Origin of the sequence: Olsenella profusa, assembly GCF_016900315.1 — a bacterium.
GTDB lineage: Bacteria > Actinomycetota > Coriobacteriia > Coriobacteriales > Atopobiaceae > Thermophilibacter > Thermophilibacter profusus_A.
Genome location: NZ_JACSNQ010000001.1, coordinates 173,372 through 189,635, shown reverse-complemented (window position 1 = coordinate 189,635; position 16,264 = coordinate 173,372). Strand labels below are relative to the sequence as shown.

Annotated in this window: 16 protein-coding genes; all 16 read right to left on the bottom strand. The window is 71.3% G+C overall.

The window, feature by feature from the left end; genetic code table 11:
- Positions 1-2 precede the first annotated feature (2 nt).
- Positions 3-1,298: a DNA polymerase IV gene (gene dinB, locus H9X80_RS00815; RefSeq protein WP_204792444.1), complete on the bottom strand. Its 1,296-nt coding sequence runs from the start codon at positions 1,296-1,298 to the stop codon at positions 3-5.
- A 50-nt stretch (positions 1,299-1,348) separates the two neighbouring features.
- The gene (rsfS, locus tag H9X80_RS00810; RefSeq protein ID WP_204792443.1) at positions 1,349-1,708 is read right to left on the bottom strand and encodes a ribosome silencing factor; all 360 of its coding nucleotides are present in this window, start codon (positions 1,706-1,708) and stop codon (positions 1,349-1,351) included.
- Positions 1,709-1,717: 9 nt separating this feature from the next.
- Entirely contained in the window at positions 1,718-2,383 is a 666-nt protein-coding gene (locus tag H9X80_RS00805) for an HD domain-containing protein (RefSeq protein WP_204792442.1), read from the bottom strand.
- Positions 2,380-3,087 carry a nicotinate-nucleotide adenylyltransferase gene (nadD, locus tag H9X80_RS00800; RefSeq protein ID WP_204792441.1) on the bottom strand — a complete coding sequence of 236 codons (708 nt, stop codon included), beginning with the start codon at positions 3,085-3,087 and terminating at the stop codon, positions 2,380-2,382. Before nadD ends, H9X80_RS00805 begins: the two co-directional genes overlap by 4 nt.
- Positions 3,084-4,343, bottom strand: a complete 1,260-nt coding sequence (locus tag H9X80_RS00795; protein WP_204792440.1) for a glutamate-5-semialdehyde dehydrogenase — start codon at positions 4,341-4,343, stop codon at positions 3,084-3,086. Before H9X80_RS00795 ends, nadD begins: the two co-directional genes overlap by 4 nt.
- Positions 4,344-4,367: 24 nt before the next feature.
- The gene (gene proB / locus H9X80_RS00790) at positions 4,368-5,480 is read right to left on the bottom strand and encodes a glutamate 5-kinase (RefSeq protein WP_204792439.1); all 1,113 of its coding nucleotides are present in this window, start codon (positions 5,478-5,480) and stop codon (positions 4,368-4,370) included.
- Position 5,481: 1 nt separating this feature from the next.
- The gene (gene obgE / locus H9X80_RS00785; protein WP_204792438.1) at positions 5,482-6,879 is read right to left on the bottom strand and encodes a GTPase ObgE; all 1,398 of its coding nucleotides are present in this window, start codon (positions 6,877-6,879) and stop codon (positions 5,482-5,484) included.
- Between the two features lie 129 nt (positions 6,880-7,008).
- Complete coding sequence (rpmA, locus tag H9X80_RS00780; RefSeq protein ID WP_204792437.1) at positions 7,009-7,257, bottom strand: 50S ribosomal protein L27; 249 nt, start codon at positions 7,255-7,257, stop codon at positions 7,009-7,011.
- Between the two features lie 39 nt (positions 7,258-7,296).
- Positions 7,297-7,605, bottom strand: a complete 309-nt coding sequence (gene rplU / locus H9X80_RS00775) for a 50S ribosomal protein L21 (RefSeq protein ID WP_204792436.1) — start codon at positions 7,603-7,605, stop codon at positions 7,297-7,299.
- 147 nt (positions 7,606-7,752) lie between these two features.
- On the bottom strand, positions 7,753-8,523 hold the full coding sequence (locus H9X80_RS00770; RefSeq protein ID WP_204792435.1) for a TIGR03936 family radical SAM-associated protein: 771 nt from the start codon (positions 8,521-8,523) through the stop codon (positions 7,753-7,755).
- Positions 8,520-10,397, bottom strand: coding sequence for a TIGR03960 family B12-binding radical SAM protein (locus H9X80_RS00765; RefSeq protein WP_204792434.1), 1,878 nt, complete (start codon positions 10,395-10,397; stop codon positions 8,520-8,522). Before H9X80_RS00765 ends, H9X80_RS00770 begins: the two co-directional genes overlap by 4 nt.
- Positions 10,394-11,335, bottom strand: coding sequence for a hypothetical protein (locus H9X80_RS00760; RefSeq protein ID WP_204792433.1), 942 nt, complete (start codon positions 11,333-11,335; stop codon positions 10,394-10,396). The genes H9X80_RS00765 and H9X80_RS00760 overlap by 4 nt, the downstream gene beginning before the upstream one ends.
- 46 nt (positions 11,336-11,381) lie before the next feature.
- Entirely contained in the window at positions 11,382-12,593 is a 1,212-nt protein-coding gene (locus H9X80_RS00755) for an FtsW/RodA/SpoVE family cell cycle protein (protein ID WP_204792432.1), read from the bottom strand.
- An 18-nt stretch (positions 12,594-12,611) separates the two neighbouring features.
- Positions 12,612-14,651, bottom strand: a complete 2,040-nt coding sequence (mrdA, locus tag H9X80_RS00750; protein WP_204792431.1) for a penicillin-binding protein 2 — start codon at positions 14,649-14,651, stop codon at positions 12,612-12,614.
- A 7-nt stretch (positions 14,652-14,658) separates the two neighbouring features.
- The gene (gene mreD, locus H9X80_RS00745) at positions 14,659-15,210 is read right to left on the bottom strand and encodes a rod shape-determining protein MreD (RefSeq protein ID WP_204792430.1); all 552 of its coding nucleotides are present in this window, start codon (positions 15,208-15,210) and stop codon (positions 14,659-14,661) included.
- Positions 15,211-15,218: 8 nt separating this feature from the next.
- Positions 15,219-16,262, bottom strand: coding sequence for a rod shape-determining protein MreC (mreC, locus tag H9X80_RS00740; RefSeq protein WP_204792429.1), 1,044 nt, complete (start codon positions 16,260-16,262; stop codon positions 15,219-15,221).
- Positions 16,263-16,264: the final 2 nt, after the last annotated feature.

Here is a 16,264-nt window from a genome sequence, read left to right as displayed (position 1 = left end):
CGCTAGAACGCATCCTTGTGCATCGGCATGGTGTCCGAGGTGTGCCCCTTGAAGCGCAGGTCCCGGCCGTAGCCCACGGCGCCCTCCCCGAAGCGCTCGCGCAGCTCGTCGGTCACGCGCCCGAGCGCCGAGCGGTCTCGCGCGCGGGGCGCGCCCTCCTGCTCGTCCTGGGGCCCGTCCCCAAACAGGCTCAGCTGCTCCGGGGCGTCCTCGTCAAAGCCCGAGACGCCCACGCCGATCAGCCTGACGTGCTCCCCCGGGTTCCAGAGCTCCCCGAGCAGGGCGACCGCGGCCTCCCCGAAGACGCGCTCGTCGTCGGTCGGCGCGGCAAGGCGGTGCTGGGCGGTCCGGCCCCGCGTGGCGTCGTACTTCACCTTGAGGGTCACCGTGCGGCCGCGCAGGCCCTTGCGGCGCAGGCGGCGCCCCACGACCGATGCCACGTGGCGCACCGCCGCGCGGACCTCGTCCTCGGAGGTGAGGTCGCGCTCGAAGGTGCGCTCGTTCGAGACGGACTTGGCGGCCTCCGGCGCGGCGGCCTCGGCCACCTGGCTGCGCTCGAGGCCCGCCGCGCGCAGTGCCATACGGGGCCCGAGCACGCCGAACGCGCGCCTGAGCACTCCCTCGTCCACGCGGGAGAGCTCGCCGAGCGTGCGGACGCCCATCTGCTCGAGCCGCCGCTCCGTGGCGGGCCCCACCCCGCTCATCGCGCCCACCGGCAGCGGCGCGAGGAAGGCACGCTCCGTGCCGGGCAGAACCACGGTGAGGCCGCGGGGCTTCTCTCGCTCCGAGGCGATCTTCGCCACGGTCTTGTTGACGCCGATGCCAATCGAGCAGGTCACGCCGAGCTCGCTCACGTTCCGCTGGACCCGCCGACAGATCGCCACGGGGCTCTCGCGCGAGAAGCGCCCCGGCGTGACGTCGAAGAAGGCCTCGTCGATGGAGACCTGCTCCACGAGCGGGGTCTCGGCGTCGAGGATGGCCATCACCTTGTCGCTCATCTCGCGGTAGCGGGCGTAGTTGCCCTGCGTCCAGATGGCCTGGGGGCAGAGGCGCCGCGCGGTGGCCGAGGGCATGGCCGAATGGACGCCGAAGCGCCGGGCCTCGTAGGAGGCCGTGGAGACCACGCCGCGCCGCTCGGCGGACCCGCCTACGATGACGGGCCTCCCCCGCCACTCGGGGTGGTCGAGCTGCTCGACGGAGGCGAAGAACGCGTCGAGGTCAAGCAGGCCTATCGCCGGGCCCTCCCACGTGAGCGCGCCCGGCCCTGCCTCGAGGTTCTTCTCGCCGTCTCTTCCCATGGGACCATTATGCGCGTCAGGGGCCCGCGCGGCGCGGACGACGCGCGGGGCTAGTCCTCGAGCCCGAGCTCGACGCGTGGGGCGTCGGCCCAGAGGGACTCCAGGCGGTAGTAGTCGCGCGTCTCGGGACGGAAAACGTGCACGACCACCGAGCCGTAGTCGATGAGCACCCAGGAGAGGCCCTCGCGGCCCTCGCAGGAGAGCGGGGACACGCCGCAGTTGGCGCTCACCTTCTCGCGGACCTCGTCGACGATGGCGTCGACCTGGCGGGCGTTGTCGCCGGTGCAGATGAGGAAGTAGTCGCAGACGTCCGTCATGGTCGAGAGGTCGAGAAGGACGATGTCTCCCGCCTTCTTGGAGTCTGCCGCAAGCGCGGCGACGCGGGCGAGCTCGAACGGGGTTGAGGGCATGCAGTCTCCTTACGCGTTGGTGGCGGCACGGGCGGCCGCGAGAGCATTGTACACGTCGATGGTGCCGGGATAGAGGTAGCGCCCTCCCTCGAGGACGTAGACGATGCCGCCCACGAAGGACTCCCAGAAGAGGTCGTCGAGGGGAAGCTCGCCCACCAGCGAGCGCGTCCGCTCGATGCCGGGGGTGGAGGGGCGCAGCGGCTCGATGCCGTCGGCCACGAAGAGCACCTCGTCGAGCGGCCCCATCTCGGACGCGGCCGTAGTGTGGACCGCGATGGCCCGCCAGACCTCGCCGGGAAGCTCAGGGTAGCGCGCCGGCAGCTCGCGCGCGGCGATGATCCCGTGCAGGAGCGGCCTCACGAGCGCAAGGTCGACGCCCAGGTCGATGCCGAGCTCGCGGGCGCGCGCCTCCTGCTCGGCGCCGGAGGCGACCTTCTCCCAGTCGTGCAGGAGCCCCGCGCAGCGTGCGAGGAAGGGGTCGGTGCCGTAGGTCCGGGCAAGGGACTCGGCGGTCGACGCCACGGAGAGCGAGTGGGCGAGCCGACGCGGCTTGGGCGCGAGATGCGCGCGCACGTCGGCCTCGATGCGCCCGAGCAGGGCCCGCTGGGCGTCCGTGTACTCGGGGCGGTCCGCCTTCCGCTCGCCGGCCCTTCTCGCCTTGCCGGAGCCGCTCACGCGACCACCTCCTCGGTCTGGCCGTAGCGGTTGCGCGGCGCCCCGTAGAGGCCGTGCTTGTGCAGGTAGCCGGTCACGGGGTCGGGCGTGAGGTAGCGCAGGCCCTGCCCGGCGCCTAGGCGCTCGCGCAGGTAGCTCGAGGAGATGGCGAGCGCGGGCACGGAGAGGTAGGTGACGTCGAAGTCGAGTCCCGAGGCGGCGATGGTGTCCCAGGCGCGGTCGAGGTCGTAGCCGGGGCGCGTGGCCGCCACGAGGTGGGCGAGCCGGGCGATGTCGGCGGCGTCTCGCCACGTGACGATCTCGGTGATGGCGTCGGCGCCGGTGATGAAGTAGAACTCGACGTTATCCGGGTAGAGCGCGCGGAGCAGCCGCAGCGTGTCGGCGGTGTAGGTGACGCCCGCGCGGTCGACCTCGAAGCGCGAGGCCACGAAGTGGGGGTTGTCCGCGGTGGCCAGAAGCGTCATCGCGAAGCGCTCCTCCCCCGAGGTGACGTCCCTGCCCTGCTTGAAGGCGGGGCGTCCCGCCGGCATGAACACCACGAGGTCGAGCCCGAGGTCGTCGAAGGCCTGCTCGGCGGCGACGAGGTGGCCGTAGTGGATCGGGTCGAAGGTGCCGCCCATGATACCGAGCCGGTAGGTGCGGGCGCCGTCGAGCCCCAGGACCGGCAGGTCGGCGGCGCGCAGGGCGGAGGCGTCCACGCTCATCGGACCTGCCCCTCCCCGCGGACCACGTACTTGGTGGTGGTGAGGGCCTCGGCCCCCATCGGGCCGCGGGCGTGGAGCTTCTGCGTGGAGATGCCGATCTCGCCGCCCAGCCCGAAGACGCCGCCGTCAGTAAAGCGCGTGGAGGCGTTGGCGTAGACGGCCGCCGAGTCGACGCCCGCCAGGAAGCGCTCGCAGGCGGCGTAGGACTCGCTCACGATGGCCTCGGAGTGGTGCGTGCTGTAGCGGTTGACGTGCGCGACGGCGGCGTCGACGTCCTCCACGCACGCGACGCTCATCTTGAGGTCCAAATACTCGGTGCCCCAGTCCTCCTCGCTCGCCTCCCCCATGGCCACGCCGGCGGCCTCGGCCACCTGACGGGCGCGGGCGTCCCCCACGAGCTCGACCCCGTGCCCGGAGAGGGCGAGAAGGACGGGCGGCAGGAGGCGCTCGGCGGCGCAGGCGTCCACGAGCAGGGACTCGGCGGCGTTGCAGACGCCGGGACGGCTGCACTTGGCGTTGACGACGATGTCCACCGCCTTCTGGACGTCAGCGTCGCGGTGCAGGTAGATGTGGCAGTTGCCGGTGCCGGTCTCGATGACGGGCACCGTGGCGCCCTCCACGCAGGAGCGGATGAGCGAGGCGCCGCCGCGCGGGATGAGCACGTCGACGAGGCCGCGGGCGCGGATGAGCGCGGCGGTCTCGGTGTGGGCCGCGTCGTCGGCCACGTACTGCACGGCGCCCACGGGCAGGCCCGCCTCGGCGAGCGCGTCGGCGCAGGCGGCGGCGAGCGCGGCGCACGACTCATTGGCCGCAGACCCTCCCTTGAGGACGCAGGCGTTGCCGGAGCGCACGCAGAGGGCGAAGGCGTCGGCCGTGACGTTGGGGCGCGCCTCGTAGACGATGGCGACCACGCCGAGCGGCACGCGGACCTGCTCGACGCGCGCCCCGCAGGCGAGCGTCGAGCCGCCCAGCACGCGCCCGAGCGGGTCCGCCTGGCGCGAGATCTCCTCGAGCGAGGAGGCGATGGACGCAAGACGCGCATGGTCGAGCAGCAGACGGTCCTGGAGCGGCGCACTCATGCCCGCCGCCCGGGCGCGCGAGAGGTCGCGGGCGTTGGCGGCGCAGATCTCGTCGGCACGCTCGAGGATGAGGCGCCCGGCGGCCGCGATGGCTCCCGATCGCACGCCGGCCGCCGCCGCGGCGAGCGCGGGCGCGGCGTCCCGGGCGAGCTGTGCCTTCCTCAGTGCCTCTGACATGGTCTCTCCCCTCACGTTGGTCTCTCAGAACACGAGCAGGTCGTCTCGGTGCACGGCCGGCTGGGCGCCCGCCTCGCCGAGGAAGCGCGCGATGACGTCCAGGCGCAGGCCCCGCACGCGCTGCATGTCCTCCGAGGAGTAGCGGGCGATGCCGCGCCCGATGAGCTCGCCGGACTCCGTGGTCACCGAGACCACGTCCCCGGCGGCGTAGGTGCCGCTCGTGGACGCCACGCCCACCGGCAGGATCGAGGCCCCGCGCTCGAGCACCGCGCGCTCGGCGCCGGCGTCGAGCGCGATGGTGCCGCGCGGCACCTCGGCAAGGCCGATCCAGAGCTTGCGGCCGCCCTCGTGCGGCGCGCCGGCAGGGGCCTCGAAGCGGGTGCCGACGGGCTGACCGGACGCCACGTCCACAAGGGCGTCCGGGCGCCGTCCGCGGCAGATCACGGTGGGCACGCCTGCGGCGAGCATGGCGCGCGCGGCACGGAGCTTGGAGGACATCCCGCCCGTGCCGAAGGAGGTGCCGGCGCCGCCGGCCATGGCCGTGATGGCGTGGTCCACCTCGCTCACGCGCTCGATGAGGCGGGCGTCCGGGTCCTCCTGCGGGTTCGCGGTGTAGAGCCCGTCGACGTCGGACAGGATGACGTAGAGTTCGGCGCCCGCAAGGGCCGCCACGAGCGCGCCGAGCATGTCGTTGTCGCCGAAGGCAAACTCGGCCGTCGAGATGGTGTCGTTCTCGTTGACCACGGGCACCGCGCCGAGCTCGAGAAGGCGCGTCAGCGTGGTGCGCGCGCTCAGGAACGCCTCGCGGTCCATGACGTCGCGCCGGGTGAGCAGCACCTGCGCGCACGGGATGCCGCGCTCGGCGAGCACGTCGGCGTAGGCCTGCGTGAGGCGCGCCTGCCCGGCTGCGGCGCAGGCTTGCAGGCTCGCCATGTCCGTCGGGCGCTCGGAGAAGCCGAGGACGTCGCGGCCGGCCGCCACGGCGCCCGAGGAGACCACCACCACGCGGGTGCCGGCCGCCATGAGGCGCGCGACCTGGTCGCAGAGCTCGCGGACGAAGGCGGCGTCGAGGGCGCCCGTTTCGTCCACGAGCGTCGACGAGCCGACCTTGGCGACCACGAGCGCGGGGGCGGCCATGCTAGTCCTCCCCGTCCGGCGTCCCGGGAGCCTCGACGAGCTCGTCGTCGGGCAGCTCGTCGAAGTCGTCGGCCTCGGCGCCGCCCTCGTAGGTGAACGACATCTCGAGGATGCGGACCTCGTCGCCGTTGACGGCGCCCGCCTTGGCGAGCGCGTCGTCGAGGCCGCAGCGGTCGAAGCGGTGCTGCAGGTAGGCCACGGCCTCGTCGTTTTCCCAGTCGGTCTGGACGACCATGCGCTCCACCTGCGTGCCGGAGACGCGCCAGGCGTGGCGCTCCTCGCGCCGCACGCGGATCTGGCGGTCGCGGCGCTCGCGCTCGCGCTCCCAGCGCTCGGAGAGGTCGACGGCAGGTCCGCTCTGGGCCGCCGCGGCGCGCAGGTGCGCGACCTCCGCGGCACACGAGGAGACGAGCGCATCGAGGCCGGCACCGGTTGCCGCCGAGACGGCGAAGAAGGGCCTGCCGTCCGCCTCCGCGAGCGCGCGCAGGCGCTCCGTGGCCTCCTCGGTCCCGGGCAGGTCGCACTTGTTGGCCACGACGATCTGCGGGCGGCTCGCGAGCTCCGCGGCGTAGGCGGCGAGCTCGTCGTTAATGGTGCGGTAGTCGTCCTCGACGTCGCGGCCCTCGTAGCCGCCCGTCACGTCGACGACGTGCAGGATGAGCGCGGTGCGCTCGATGTGGCGCAGGAACTGGTGGCCGAGGCCGCGGCCCTCGCTCGCGCCCTCGATGAGGCCGGGGACGTCCGCGACGACGAAGGACTGGCCGCTCGCCGCGCGGGCGACGCCCAGGTTAGGGACGAGCGTCGTGAAGGGGTAGTCGGCGATCTTGGGCCGCGCGGCGCTGATGCGGGCGATGATCGAGCTCTTGCCCACCGAGGGCATGCCGACGAGCGCCGCGTCGGCCATGAGCTTCATCTCGAGCTCGATCCAGTGCTCCTGGGCCGGCTCGCCCTTCTCGGCAAAGGCCGGGGCGCGGCGCACGGAGGTGACGAAGTGGATGTTTCCGCGCCCGCCGGCACCCCCGGGGGCCACGACCACGCGCTCGCCGGGCAGCGTGAGGTCGGCGATGTCGTAGGCGGGGGTCTGGGTGGCCGGGTCGAGCTCGCGCACCACGGTGCCCACCGGGACGCGCAGCACGAGGTCGGCGCCGTCGCGCCCGTGGCGCCGCGCGCCCTGGCCGTGCGTGCCGCGCTCGGCGCGGAAGTGGTGCTTGTAGCGGTAGTCGATGAGTGACGAGAGCTGGGGGTCGGCCTCCACGATCACGGAGCCGCCCCGGCCTCCGTCGCCGCCGTCCGGTCCGCCCTTGGGCACGAACGCCTCGCGGCGGAAGGACATGCAGCCCGCGCCTCCGTCGCCGCCGCGCACGTTGATGTGTGAGAGGTCGGTGAACGTGTTCTCCATGCGTCTCCTTTGGTCAGGCTCCCATGGTACGGCAACCGCCGACGGGCGTCCAACCCGCCGCAGCGCCCCGGGCACAAAAAGGGCCCCGGCACGTGCCGGGGCCCAGTCATGCAATCTCCGTTGAGGGCTTTAGGCCTCGCGGACGTGCACCTTGTGCTTGACGCCCTTGGTGAACTCCACGGTGCCGGCAGTCAGGGCGAAGAGCGTGTCGTCCTTGCCGATGCCGACGTTGTCACCGGGGTGGATATGCGTGCCGCGCTGACGGACGAGAATCTCGCCAGCCTTCACGAACTGGCCGGCATAGCGCTTGGTGCCGAGGCGCTGAGCCTGCGAGTCACGGCCGTTACGGGACGAGCCGAGGCCTTTCTTGTGAGCCATGGTGGTACCTGCCTTCTGAAAAGAACCGAGGTGGGAAACTTACGCGGGGAGCTCGACAACCTTGAGCTTCGTCAGGTTCTGACGGTGACCCTTGGTGCGGCTGTAGCGCTTGCGCTTCTTGAACTTGAAGACGAGGACCTTCTCGCCCTTGAACTGCTCGACGACCTCGGCAGTGACCTTCTTGTCCTGGAGCGGGGCAGAGCCAACGATGGTCTTGTCGCCGTCGTTCAGGAGAAGGACGGGGAGCTCGACCTTGTCGCCAGGCTGCGCGTCGAGCTTCTCGACGTCGATGACGTCGCCCTTGGCAACCTTATACTGCTTGCCACCAGTTGCTACGATAGCGTACATGTGCGAAACCCTTCATTGCTGGCGTTGATGCAACAGTTGCTTATATTACTAGCGCCGTCGCGGCTCGTCAACGAGGAGTTGCCGTGACCTGCGGGACCGTAAGGGAAAAGACGGTTTGCAGGCCGCGCCGGACAACGCGAACCTTGCTCAGGATACTGGTGTGGGGGCCTCAGTGCCAAAGGGACCGAAAGGTTCCACAAGACGCCCATCTTCGCCCTCGTGGCGCTGGAGGGCCCTCCTGACCCTCACGGCCTCCGGGGCTCCCAGGTCCTTCTCGGCGCGCGCCGCGTCGAGAAGGACCTGCGGCCTGAGGGCGCCGGCCGGCGTCGAGCGCGTCTCGATGCGCAGCCTCCCCGCGCCCGCCTCCTCGACGCCGACGAGGGTGGCGCCCACGTCCACGTGCTTCCTGCGCTCCCCACGCAGGTAGGAGATCTCTCCCCGGGCGCGCACCGCCTCGATGCCGGACAGGAGGTCGTCGGTCCCGAAGGGGGCGCCCAGGAGCTCGACCTCCCAGGTGGCGCGGTTCAGCCAGGCCTCCAGGGCCGGGAGCCGCGGGTCCACGTAGGAGCAGCGCAGGGGCGCGAGCGCCGCCGGGGTCGCCGCGGACAGCCGCTCGAGGGCCTCGTCCTCCCCCACCCGCTCGGTGAGGCGGACGTCGAAGAGCTCGCAGGCCGAGCTCGCCCCCACCGGCAGCGCGCTCGAGAACTGGATGCGCATCCGCCTCGCGAAGCCGTTGCCGATGGAGAACGGCAGCCCCGAGCGGCGCACGCAGCGCTCCACGGTGCCGATGAGGTCGAGGTGCCCCAGAAACGCCAGGCGCGCGTCCTTGCCGTACTCAACGCGCAGGCGCGCGAGCTCGGCCTTGGTCGGCAGGTCCTGCGGGCGAGCCGGGGTCGGCTGGATCTGACGGCGGCTCATGCGCGCACCCCCTGGATGACGTTGTGGACGCCGAGCGTCGGGCAGACCCCGCAGCCGGTGCAGCTCGTGCGCGTGCAGTCGGGCGTGGTCACGCCCTCCACCGCCCTTCTCCACTCGCGCTGCAGGAAGCCCTTGGAGACGCCGGGAGAGGTGTGGTCCCACGGGAGCGCTGCCGTGAGCGGGAACTCCTCGCAGGCCACGTCCTCGAGGTCGAGCCCGCAGTCAGCCGCGGCCGCCTCCCATGCCTCGAGGCTGAACTCGCTCGTCCAGGCGTCGAAGGAGCAGCCGTGTACGTGGGCGGCGAGCAGCAGGTCGAACCCGGCGCGGCCCATCCTCGAGAGCGCCCCCTCCACGAGCGAGACGCCGGCGTCGTGGTAGGAGACGCGGATCGCGCGGTCGCGGATCTCTGAGAGCAGCAGCTGCTGGCGCCGGCGCACCTCGTCGGGGCGGCACTGCCCCTGCCACTGGAAGGGCGTGAACGCCTTGGGGACGAGCACCGCCACGGAGATGGAGACCGACACTCCGCTCTTGGGGCCGCCGCCCACCACCTCGCGCCCGATCTCGAGCACGCGCTCGGACAGGCGGGCTATGCCGACCACGTCCTCGTCCGTCTCGGTGGGGAGCCCCATCATGAAGTAGAGCTTCATCCGCCGCCAGCCGTTCTCGAAGGCGTTTCTCGCCGCGCGCTCCACGTCCTGCTCGGTGACGTTCTTGTTGATGACGTCGCGCAGGCGCTGGCTGCCCGCCTCGGGCGCAAAGGTGAGCCCGCCGCGCTTGCCGCCGGCCACCGCGGCCGCCATCTCAACGCCAAAGGAGTCCAGGCGCTGCGACGGGATTGAGACGCGCACGCCGCGCCCCGCAAGCGCCCGGTTCATGCCGTCGAGGATCTCGGCGCACTGGGAGTGGTCGGTCGTGGAGAGCGAGGTGAGCGAGACCTCGTTGTGCCCGCTGGCGAGGAGCCCCTCGACGGCGCAGGGGACCACCTGGTCCGCCGGGCGCTCGCGGACCGGCCGGTAGGTCATGCCGGCCTGGCAGAAGCGGCAGCCCCGCGCGCAGCCGCGCAGCACCTCCACGGAGAGGCGATCCTGCACGATGCCCATGTACGGGACGATCCGCTGCGCCACGGCCGGGGTCCCGGCAAAGTCCTGCAGGCAGCGCTTGAGCACCGTCGCCGGCACGTCCTCCCCGGCGCGCGGCACGGCGCGCCCCCAGCGCGTGGCGCCCTCGTCAACCACCACGTCGTAGAGCGCGGGCACGTAGGTGCCGGGCACCCGCGCGAGCCTGCGCAGGATCTCGAGGCGGCTCGCGCCCTCGGCGCGCGCGTCGCGGATGCAGGCGCAGACCTCGACGATGTGCTCCTCGCCGTCACCCAGAAGGACGGCGTCGAGCGCGGGGGCAAGCGGCTCGCAGTTCCAGGCGGAGGGGCCGCCGGCCAGGATGATTGGGTCGTCCTCGTCGCGGTCGGCGGCACGCAGGACGATCCCGGCCAGGTCGAGGGCCTCGAGGACGTTGGTGGCGATGAGCTCGTGGGCGAGCGTGAAGCCGATTGCGTCAAAGGAGGCCAGGGGCGCTGCGGCCTCCAGGGAGAGCAGCGGGACGCCGTGCGCGCGCATGAGCGCGGCCATGTCCTTCCACGGCAGGAAGCACCGCTCGCAGCTCATGCCCTCCTGCGCGTTCACGGCGTTGTAGAGGATGGAGACGGCGAGGTTCGGCTGGCCCACCTCGTAGACGTCGGCGTAGACCATGGCCATGTGGAAGGGGCCGTCCTGGCCCTGGACGGAGCCCCACTCGTGGTCCAGGTAGCGGGCCGGGTGCTCAACGTGCGGCAGCAGCGGCTCGACCAGGTGGAAGAGGCTCTCGCGGCGCGCCCTCATGCCGCACCCCCCTCGATGGTCACGTAGCCGTCGTCCGCGTCCTCTGCGGTGGCGAGAAGGACCGGCGCGGCCTCGCCCGTTGCCCCCTCATGCGCGTCACGGCCGGCAAGGGCGTCCTCCGCCTCGAAGCGTAGGCGCAGCGCCTGCCCGACGGCCATCGTCCCGCCGAAGCCGACGCCGGCCTTGACGAGCCCCCCGACGCCCGGCAGCGCGCCCACGAGCGCGCGGGCCAGCGCGCGCCAGGTGAGGCCGCCCGCGAGGACCCCGGCGAGCTCGGCAGCCCGCGAGGCGTCGACGCCCCGGCCGTAGGCCGCGGCCACGTCGAGGGCGAGCTTGGCCTGGTTGGCGCACATGATGGGAAGGTCGGAGCCCGGGATGAGGGAGATCGCGCCCACCGCGGCGTTCTCCACCGCGCAGCGCGCGACGAGCGCGTCGACCACGGCGCGCCGGCAGGCCGGGAAGTTGGCCGCCAGGGCGAGCGGGTGGGCGCAGACGCGCGCGAGCCAGGCCGCGAGGCGATCGGGAAGGGCCTCGGCGCTCGAGGCGGCGACGACCCCCACGAGCGCCGCCGCCTGTTCGGGGAGCTCCACCTCGGGGGCGTCGAGGGCGCCCTCGACCACGAAGGCCACGTTCACCCCCGAGCGCGCGTAGGAGGCGGCCACGCCCACCGCAGCGGCGGCGTCCACCCCTACGAGCACGAGCGCCGCGTCGACGGGCTCGGCGCCGGAGCCGGGCTCGCTCGCAAGCGAGCAGACCTCGACCACACCGCCCGGGCGCTCGGGGACGAGCGCGTCTCTCACCGCGCACGCGAGCGAGTGCGGGCACGTGGGGTCCACGCGGACGTGCAGGGCCACACGCGCGTCTCGTCCCTTGATCGCGGCACGACCGGAGGAGAGCACCTCCGCCACGCGCGCCGCCGTCCAGCCGCCTTTTGCCACCTTGTCTCCCCTCAGGGGCCCAACGCCCCGAAATCCCACGCGCCGCCTAGGCGGCCTTCTGCCGGTGCCGCCACACGGACTGCACGATACCCACCGCCACGAGCTGCACCACCATCGAGGACGAACCGTAGGTCATGAAGGGCAGCGGGATGCCCGTGATCGGCATGATCCCGATGCACATCCCCACGCTCTCCAGGACCTGGAACGTCCACATCGCCGCGCACCCCACGAGCACGAGCTTGGAGAAGGCCGACTCCATCCTCATGGCCAGAAGGACCGTGGACAGGATCATCCACGCATACAGGGCGAGAAGCACGACGGAGCCGACGAAGCCGAACTGCTCGGCGAAGGTCGCGAAGATGAAGTCCGTTCCGGCCATCGGGAGGAAGCCGGAGAGCGCCTGGGAGGCGTTGCCGAAGCCCTTTCCGAGAAGGCCCCCCGAGCCCACCGCGATCATGGCCTGCAGCAGGTTGTAGCCGTCGCCCGAGGCGTCCGCCGTGGGGTTCATGAAGACGGTGAGGCGCGTCAGCTGGTACTCCTGAAGGATGTGCGGGATGCCCTCGATGCTCGACTCGATGACCACGAAGGCGGCGGCACCCACGATCAGCGCCACGGTCCCGAGCACCCAGGAGCGCGGGGCACCGCTGCAGATGATGACCGCGGCGCCGAGCACGAAGACCACCAGGCCCGTGCCGAGGTCGAGCGAGAGGATGAGCAGCAGCGGCACGAGCAGGGTCCCGCAGAGCTTGGCGTAGTCCCTGAAGTCGTCGATCTTGCCGTTGTACTGCGCGCAGGCCGAGGCCATGAGGAAGATGGTCACGATCTTGCCGGGCTCGGAGGGCTGGAAGCTTAGCGGGCCGATCCTCACCCAGCCGACCATGCCGTAGCCGCCCTCGACGCCGAGGCCCGGGACGCGCGGCAGCACCATGAGCACGCAGGCAAGCACGAAGAGGGCTGTGGTCATGTTGGCGAGCGCACGGTAGTCGTAGCGCCACACCACCGCCGCGGCAGCGAGCCCCAAGGCGATGCCCACGAGGTGGTTCGGGAAGCTCACGTTGTCAAGCGCAAGCGAGCAGACCCACATGTTGGCCACGCTGATCACGAGGATGAGCAGCGTGGGGACGAGCTGGCTGAGGTAGACCCCGTCGAGCGGCCCCTTGCGGCCGCTTACGTGGGCGCCTCCGCGGCGGCGGACCCGCTGCGCGATCGAGGAGAGCCCCGCCGAGGGGGTTCCCGGACCGGTCATCTCGGTTGCCATGTCCCGCCTCCCCTCTCGCTAGTCCGCGATCGTCGTCGTTGCCGAAGAGGTGTCCGGCTGCCCGTAGATGGCGCCAAAGACGTCGCGCACCACGTACATGGCCGAGCTCGCGCCCTGCAGGACGCGGTCCATGTTGCCGCCGATCACGTACTTGGGGTCGTCCGCCGGGGCGTAGGCGATAAACCAGCCGATTGGGTCCCCGCCCGGCTGCTCGGCCGTGCCTGTCTTGCCCCGCACCGGGACGTCCAGGTTGGTCCAGTGCGAGGCCTGCGTGGGGTCCTCGCGGTAGATGACGCCCTCCATGCCCTGGGCGATGACGTCACGGTAGGCCTGGTCCTCCTCGACGTCGCGAATCTGCTCGCACTTGTACTCGGAGACGAAGCCGTCCCCCACCTTGGCACGCACGCCCTTCATGACGTGCGGGCGCCAGACGGGTCCGCCGTTGGCGATGCTGCAGTAGGCGCACACCATCTGGATGGCGGTGACGAGCATGTCGCCCTGGCCTATGGCGATGTTGCAGTTGTCGCCACCCTGCCAGGTGGCGTCGGAGTCGGAGTAGCCGAGGCCCTTGAAGTAGTCCCACTTCCACTGCGCGTCCGGGACGCGGCCGGAGGCCTCGCCGGGCAGGTCGATCTCGGTGAGGGAGCCGAGTCCGTAGCGGCGGAAGGTCTCCTGCATGCCCTCGCTGCCGGTGTTGTAGAATCCCTTGCCGATCTCGTAGAACACGACGTCGCAGGAGTAGGTGATGCCGTCGGCAAGGCTCATCGTGCCGTGGCCCGTCTCCCACCAGCACTTCATCACGGGAAGCGAGTTGGGGTTGCCGTCCCAGGTCCACCAGCCCGAGCAGTACCAGGTCGAGTCGGTGTTGCAGATGCCGTAGTCGAGCGCCGCGAAGGAGGTGAGCGGCTTGATGACCGAGCCGGAGGGGTACTGTCCCGCAATGGCGCGGTTCATCATCGGGTAGTGGGCGTCCTCCGCCTGGAAAGCCTCCCAGTCGGTGGTGGAGATGCCGCCGGTGAAGACGTTCGGCGAGAAGGTCGGCGCGCTCGCCATGGCGATGACCTCGCCGTTGGTGCAGTCGACGGCGATGACGCAGCCTCCCGTGGCGGGGTATCCCGTGTCGCGCAGCTCCCCCATGACGCGCTCGAGGGACTCCTCGGCGGCGCGCTGGATGTCGAGGTCGATCGTGAGCACGAGGTCCGAGCCGCTCTGGGGCTCCACGTTGGTCGAGTACTCCAGGACGTTGCCGCTGGCGTCGACGTAGACCTTCTGCTCGCCGCGAACCCCCTGCAGCACGCTTTCGTACTGCGCCTCGACGCCGGTCTGGCCCACGATGTCGCCGGAGCGGTAGGTGATCGAGCTCTCCGAGGAGTCGTCCTGGCTCGCCTCGAGCTGCTCCTGGGTCACGGTGCCGGTGTAGCCCACGACGTGCGCGGCGAGCGAGCCGTACGGGTAGGAGCGCTGCGTGCGCGCCTGCACCTCGACCCCCGGGAAGGCCTCGGGGTGCTCCCCGATGTAGGCGACCACGCGCCGCGAGACGTCCACGGAGACCGTTCTCAGGCTCTGCTGCCCCTCCGAGGTGTCCTGTATCTTGCGGCGGACGGCCTGGGCCGGCATGCCGATGAGGTTGCCGAGGAGCTGCACCTCGACGTCGTCGTCCAGGACGTCCGAGCTTGCCACCACGGTGAGGCTCGGACGGTTGCCGACGATCTCGCGACCGTTGCGGTCGAGGATGCGGCCGCGCGGCGCCTGCGTGTAGACGGTGGAGGTGCTGTTGCTCTCCGCCTGCTCGGCGTACTGCTCGCTCGAGACGAGCTGCATGGACCAGAGGCGGGCCAGCAGCGCGGTGAAGGCGGCGCCGACGAAGACCGCGAGGCCGACGAGGCGTCCCGAGAGCGTCTTGTCGCCAGAGGAGTCCGAGCCGCCCGAGGCCCTCGGGGCGGCGCCGCCGATGTCGAAGGTGTAGTTGGCCTCCGAGCGCCCAAACACGACGAAGACAGCGATGAGGGCCACGGCTACGACGACGCAGGCTATGACGATGACGAGCGTGAGGTCCATAGGTCCCCTAGAGCCCCCTCGTGGTGAGGTGGCTGCCGCGACGCGAGCCGCCGAGGCTCGGACCGGAGGAGCGCAGGCGCGAGAAGTAGTAGGCGAAGGGCAGGAAGAAGACGACCGTGAGGAAGGCGGTGGGGAGCGTCCTCAGGAAGACGACGTCGATGAGGGAGTCGGCCTGGCCCACGAGCAGCATGGCGAGGTGATAGACGAGCGAGACGGCCAGCGCGAAGACGGAGAACGCCCCCACGGAGAAGGCGAGGTCACCAGACATGCGGTCGCGCCCCTCCATGCCGAGCAGGTAGCTGGAGACGGTGAGGCAGAAGGCCATGAGCCCGACGGGGCCGGTCGTGGAGAGGTCGAAGAAGAGCCCCGAGCAGAACCCGGCGATCACGCCGCGGCGGCCCCCGACGGTAAGGGACACGCACGCCGAGAAGACGAGGGCGAAGTTGGCGCGCCCGTTGCCGAGCCCGAGGTTGGGGGCGAGGGAGAGCTGCAGCACGCCGCAGATGAGGGCAAGGACGACGAGCGTCCGCATGTCGCGGTTCTTGTCGGCAACGATCATGGCTCCCCCTACTCCAAGGACCCGTCAGAAGGGGCTCCGTCCGCGTCGGCGCCCTGAGACTCGGCACCCTCGCCGGAGGCCTCCCCGTCACCCTGGCCGTCGTCGGCCGCAGACCCGTCGTCGGCCGCCGGAGTGTCCGTGCTTTCCTGCGCGTCCGCCTCGGCGATGTCCTCGGCGCTCGCCTGCTGCCCCTCGCTGAGCGAGGTGATGACGAGCACCTCCTCGGAGCTCTCGGTACGGGCGAAGAGCTCGACGACGATGTCGAGGTAGAGGTCTCCGGGGTTGTTCTCGACGCTCGTCACCTGGCCGATGGGAAGCCCCTTCGGGAAGACGCCGCCCAGGCCGCCCGTGATGATGACGTCTCCGACGTTCACCTCCTGATTTGTGCGGATGAGCGTGAGGGAGACCTCACCGGTGGCCGAGCCCTCGATCATGCCCTGGGCACGGCTCGACTGCACCATGGCCGATATCGATGAGTTCTCGTCCGTGAGCAGGCGCACCGTCGAGGTGGTGGCGCCACACTCGACGATCTGCCCGATGACGCCGCTCGAGGAGGTCACGGGCATACCTACGGAAAGCCCCGAGGACGTGCCCTTGTCGATGGTCACGGTGGAGCTCCAGGAGTCGGACGAGCCAGAGATGATGCGCGCCGCCGTGGACTGGAGGCTGTTCGCGTCACGCAGGTCGAGCAGGTCCTGGAGGCGCTGCGCGGTCTGCGCGTCCTCCTCGAGCTCGACGTTGCGCGCCCGGAGCTCGTCGTTTTCCTGCTGGAGCTCGGAGAGCGTGGCCTGGTCGGCGGTGAGGTTGGTGAAGATGTTGCCAAGCCCCTGGAAGGGCGCCGCCACGGTCGCGCCGAGATAGCGCACCGGGGAGGTGACGGTCTGGAAGGCGCCGCGGACCATGCCGAGGGGGCCGCCCTCGCCCGTGCGACAGCTCACGGTGAAGAGCGCGACCGACACAACGGCGCAGATGACGAGCGCCCGCCCGCCCGTTGACTGCCTGCTGTTGCCGAGGCTCGGCGCCTGAGGCCGGCCGCCTGAGGTGAGGGGCACGC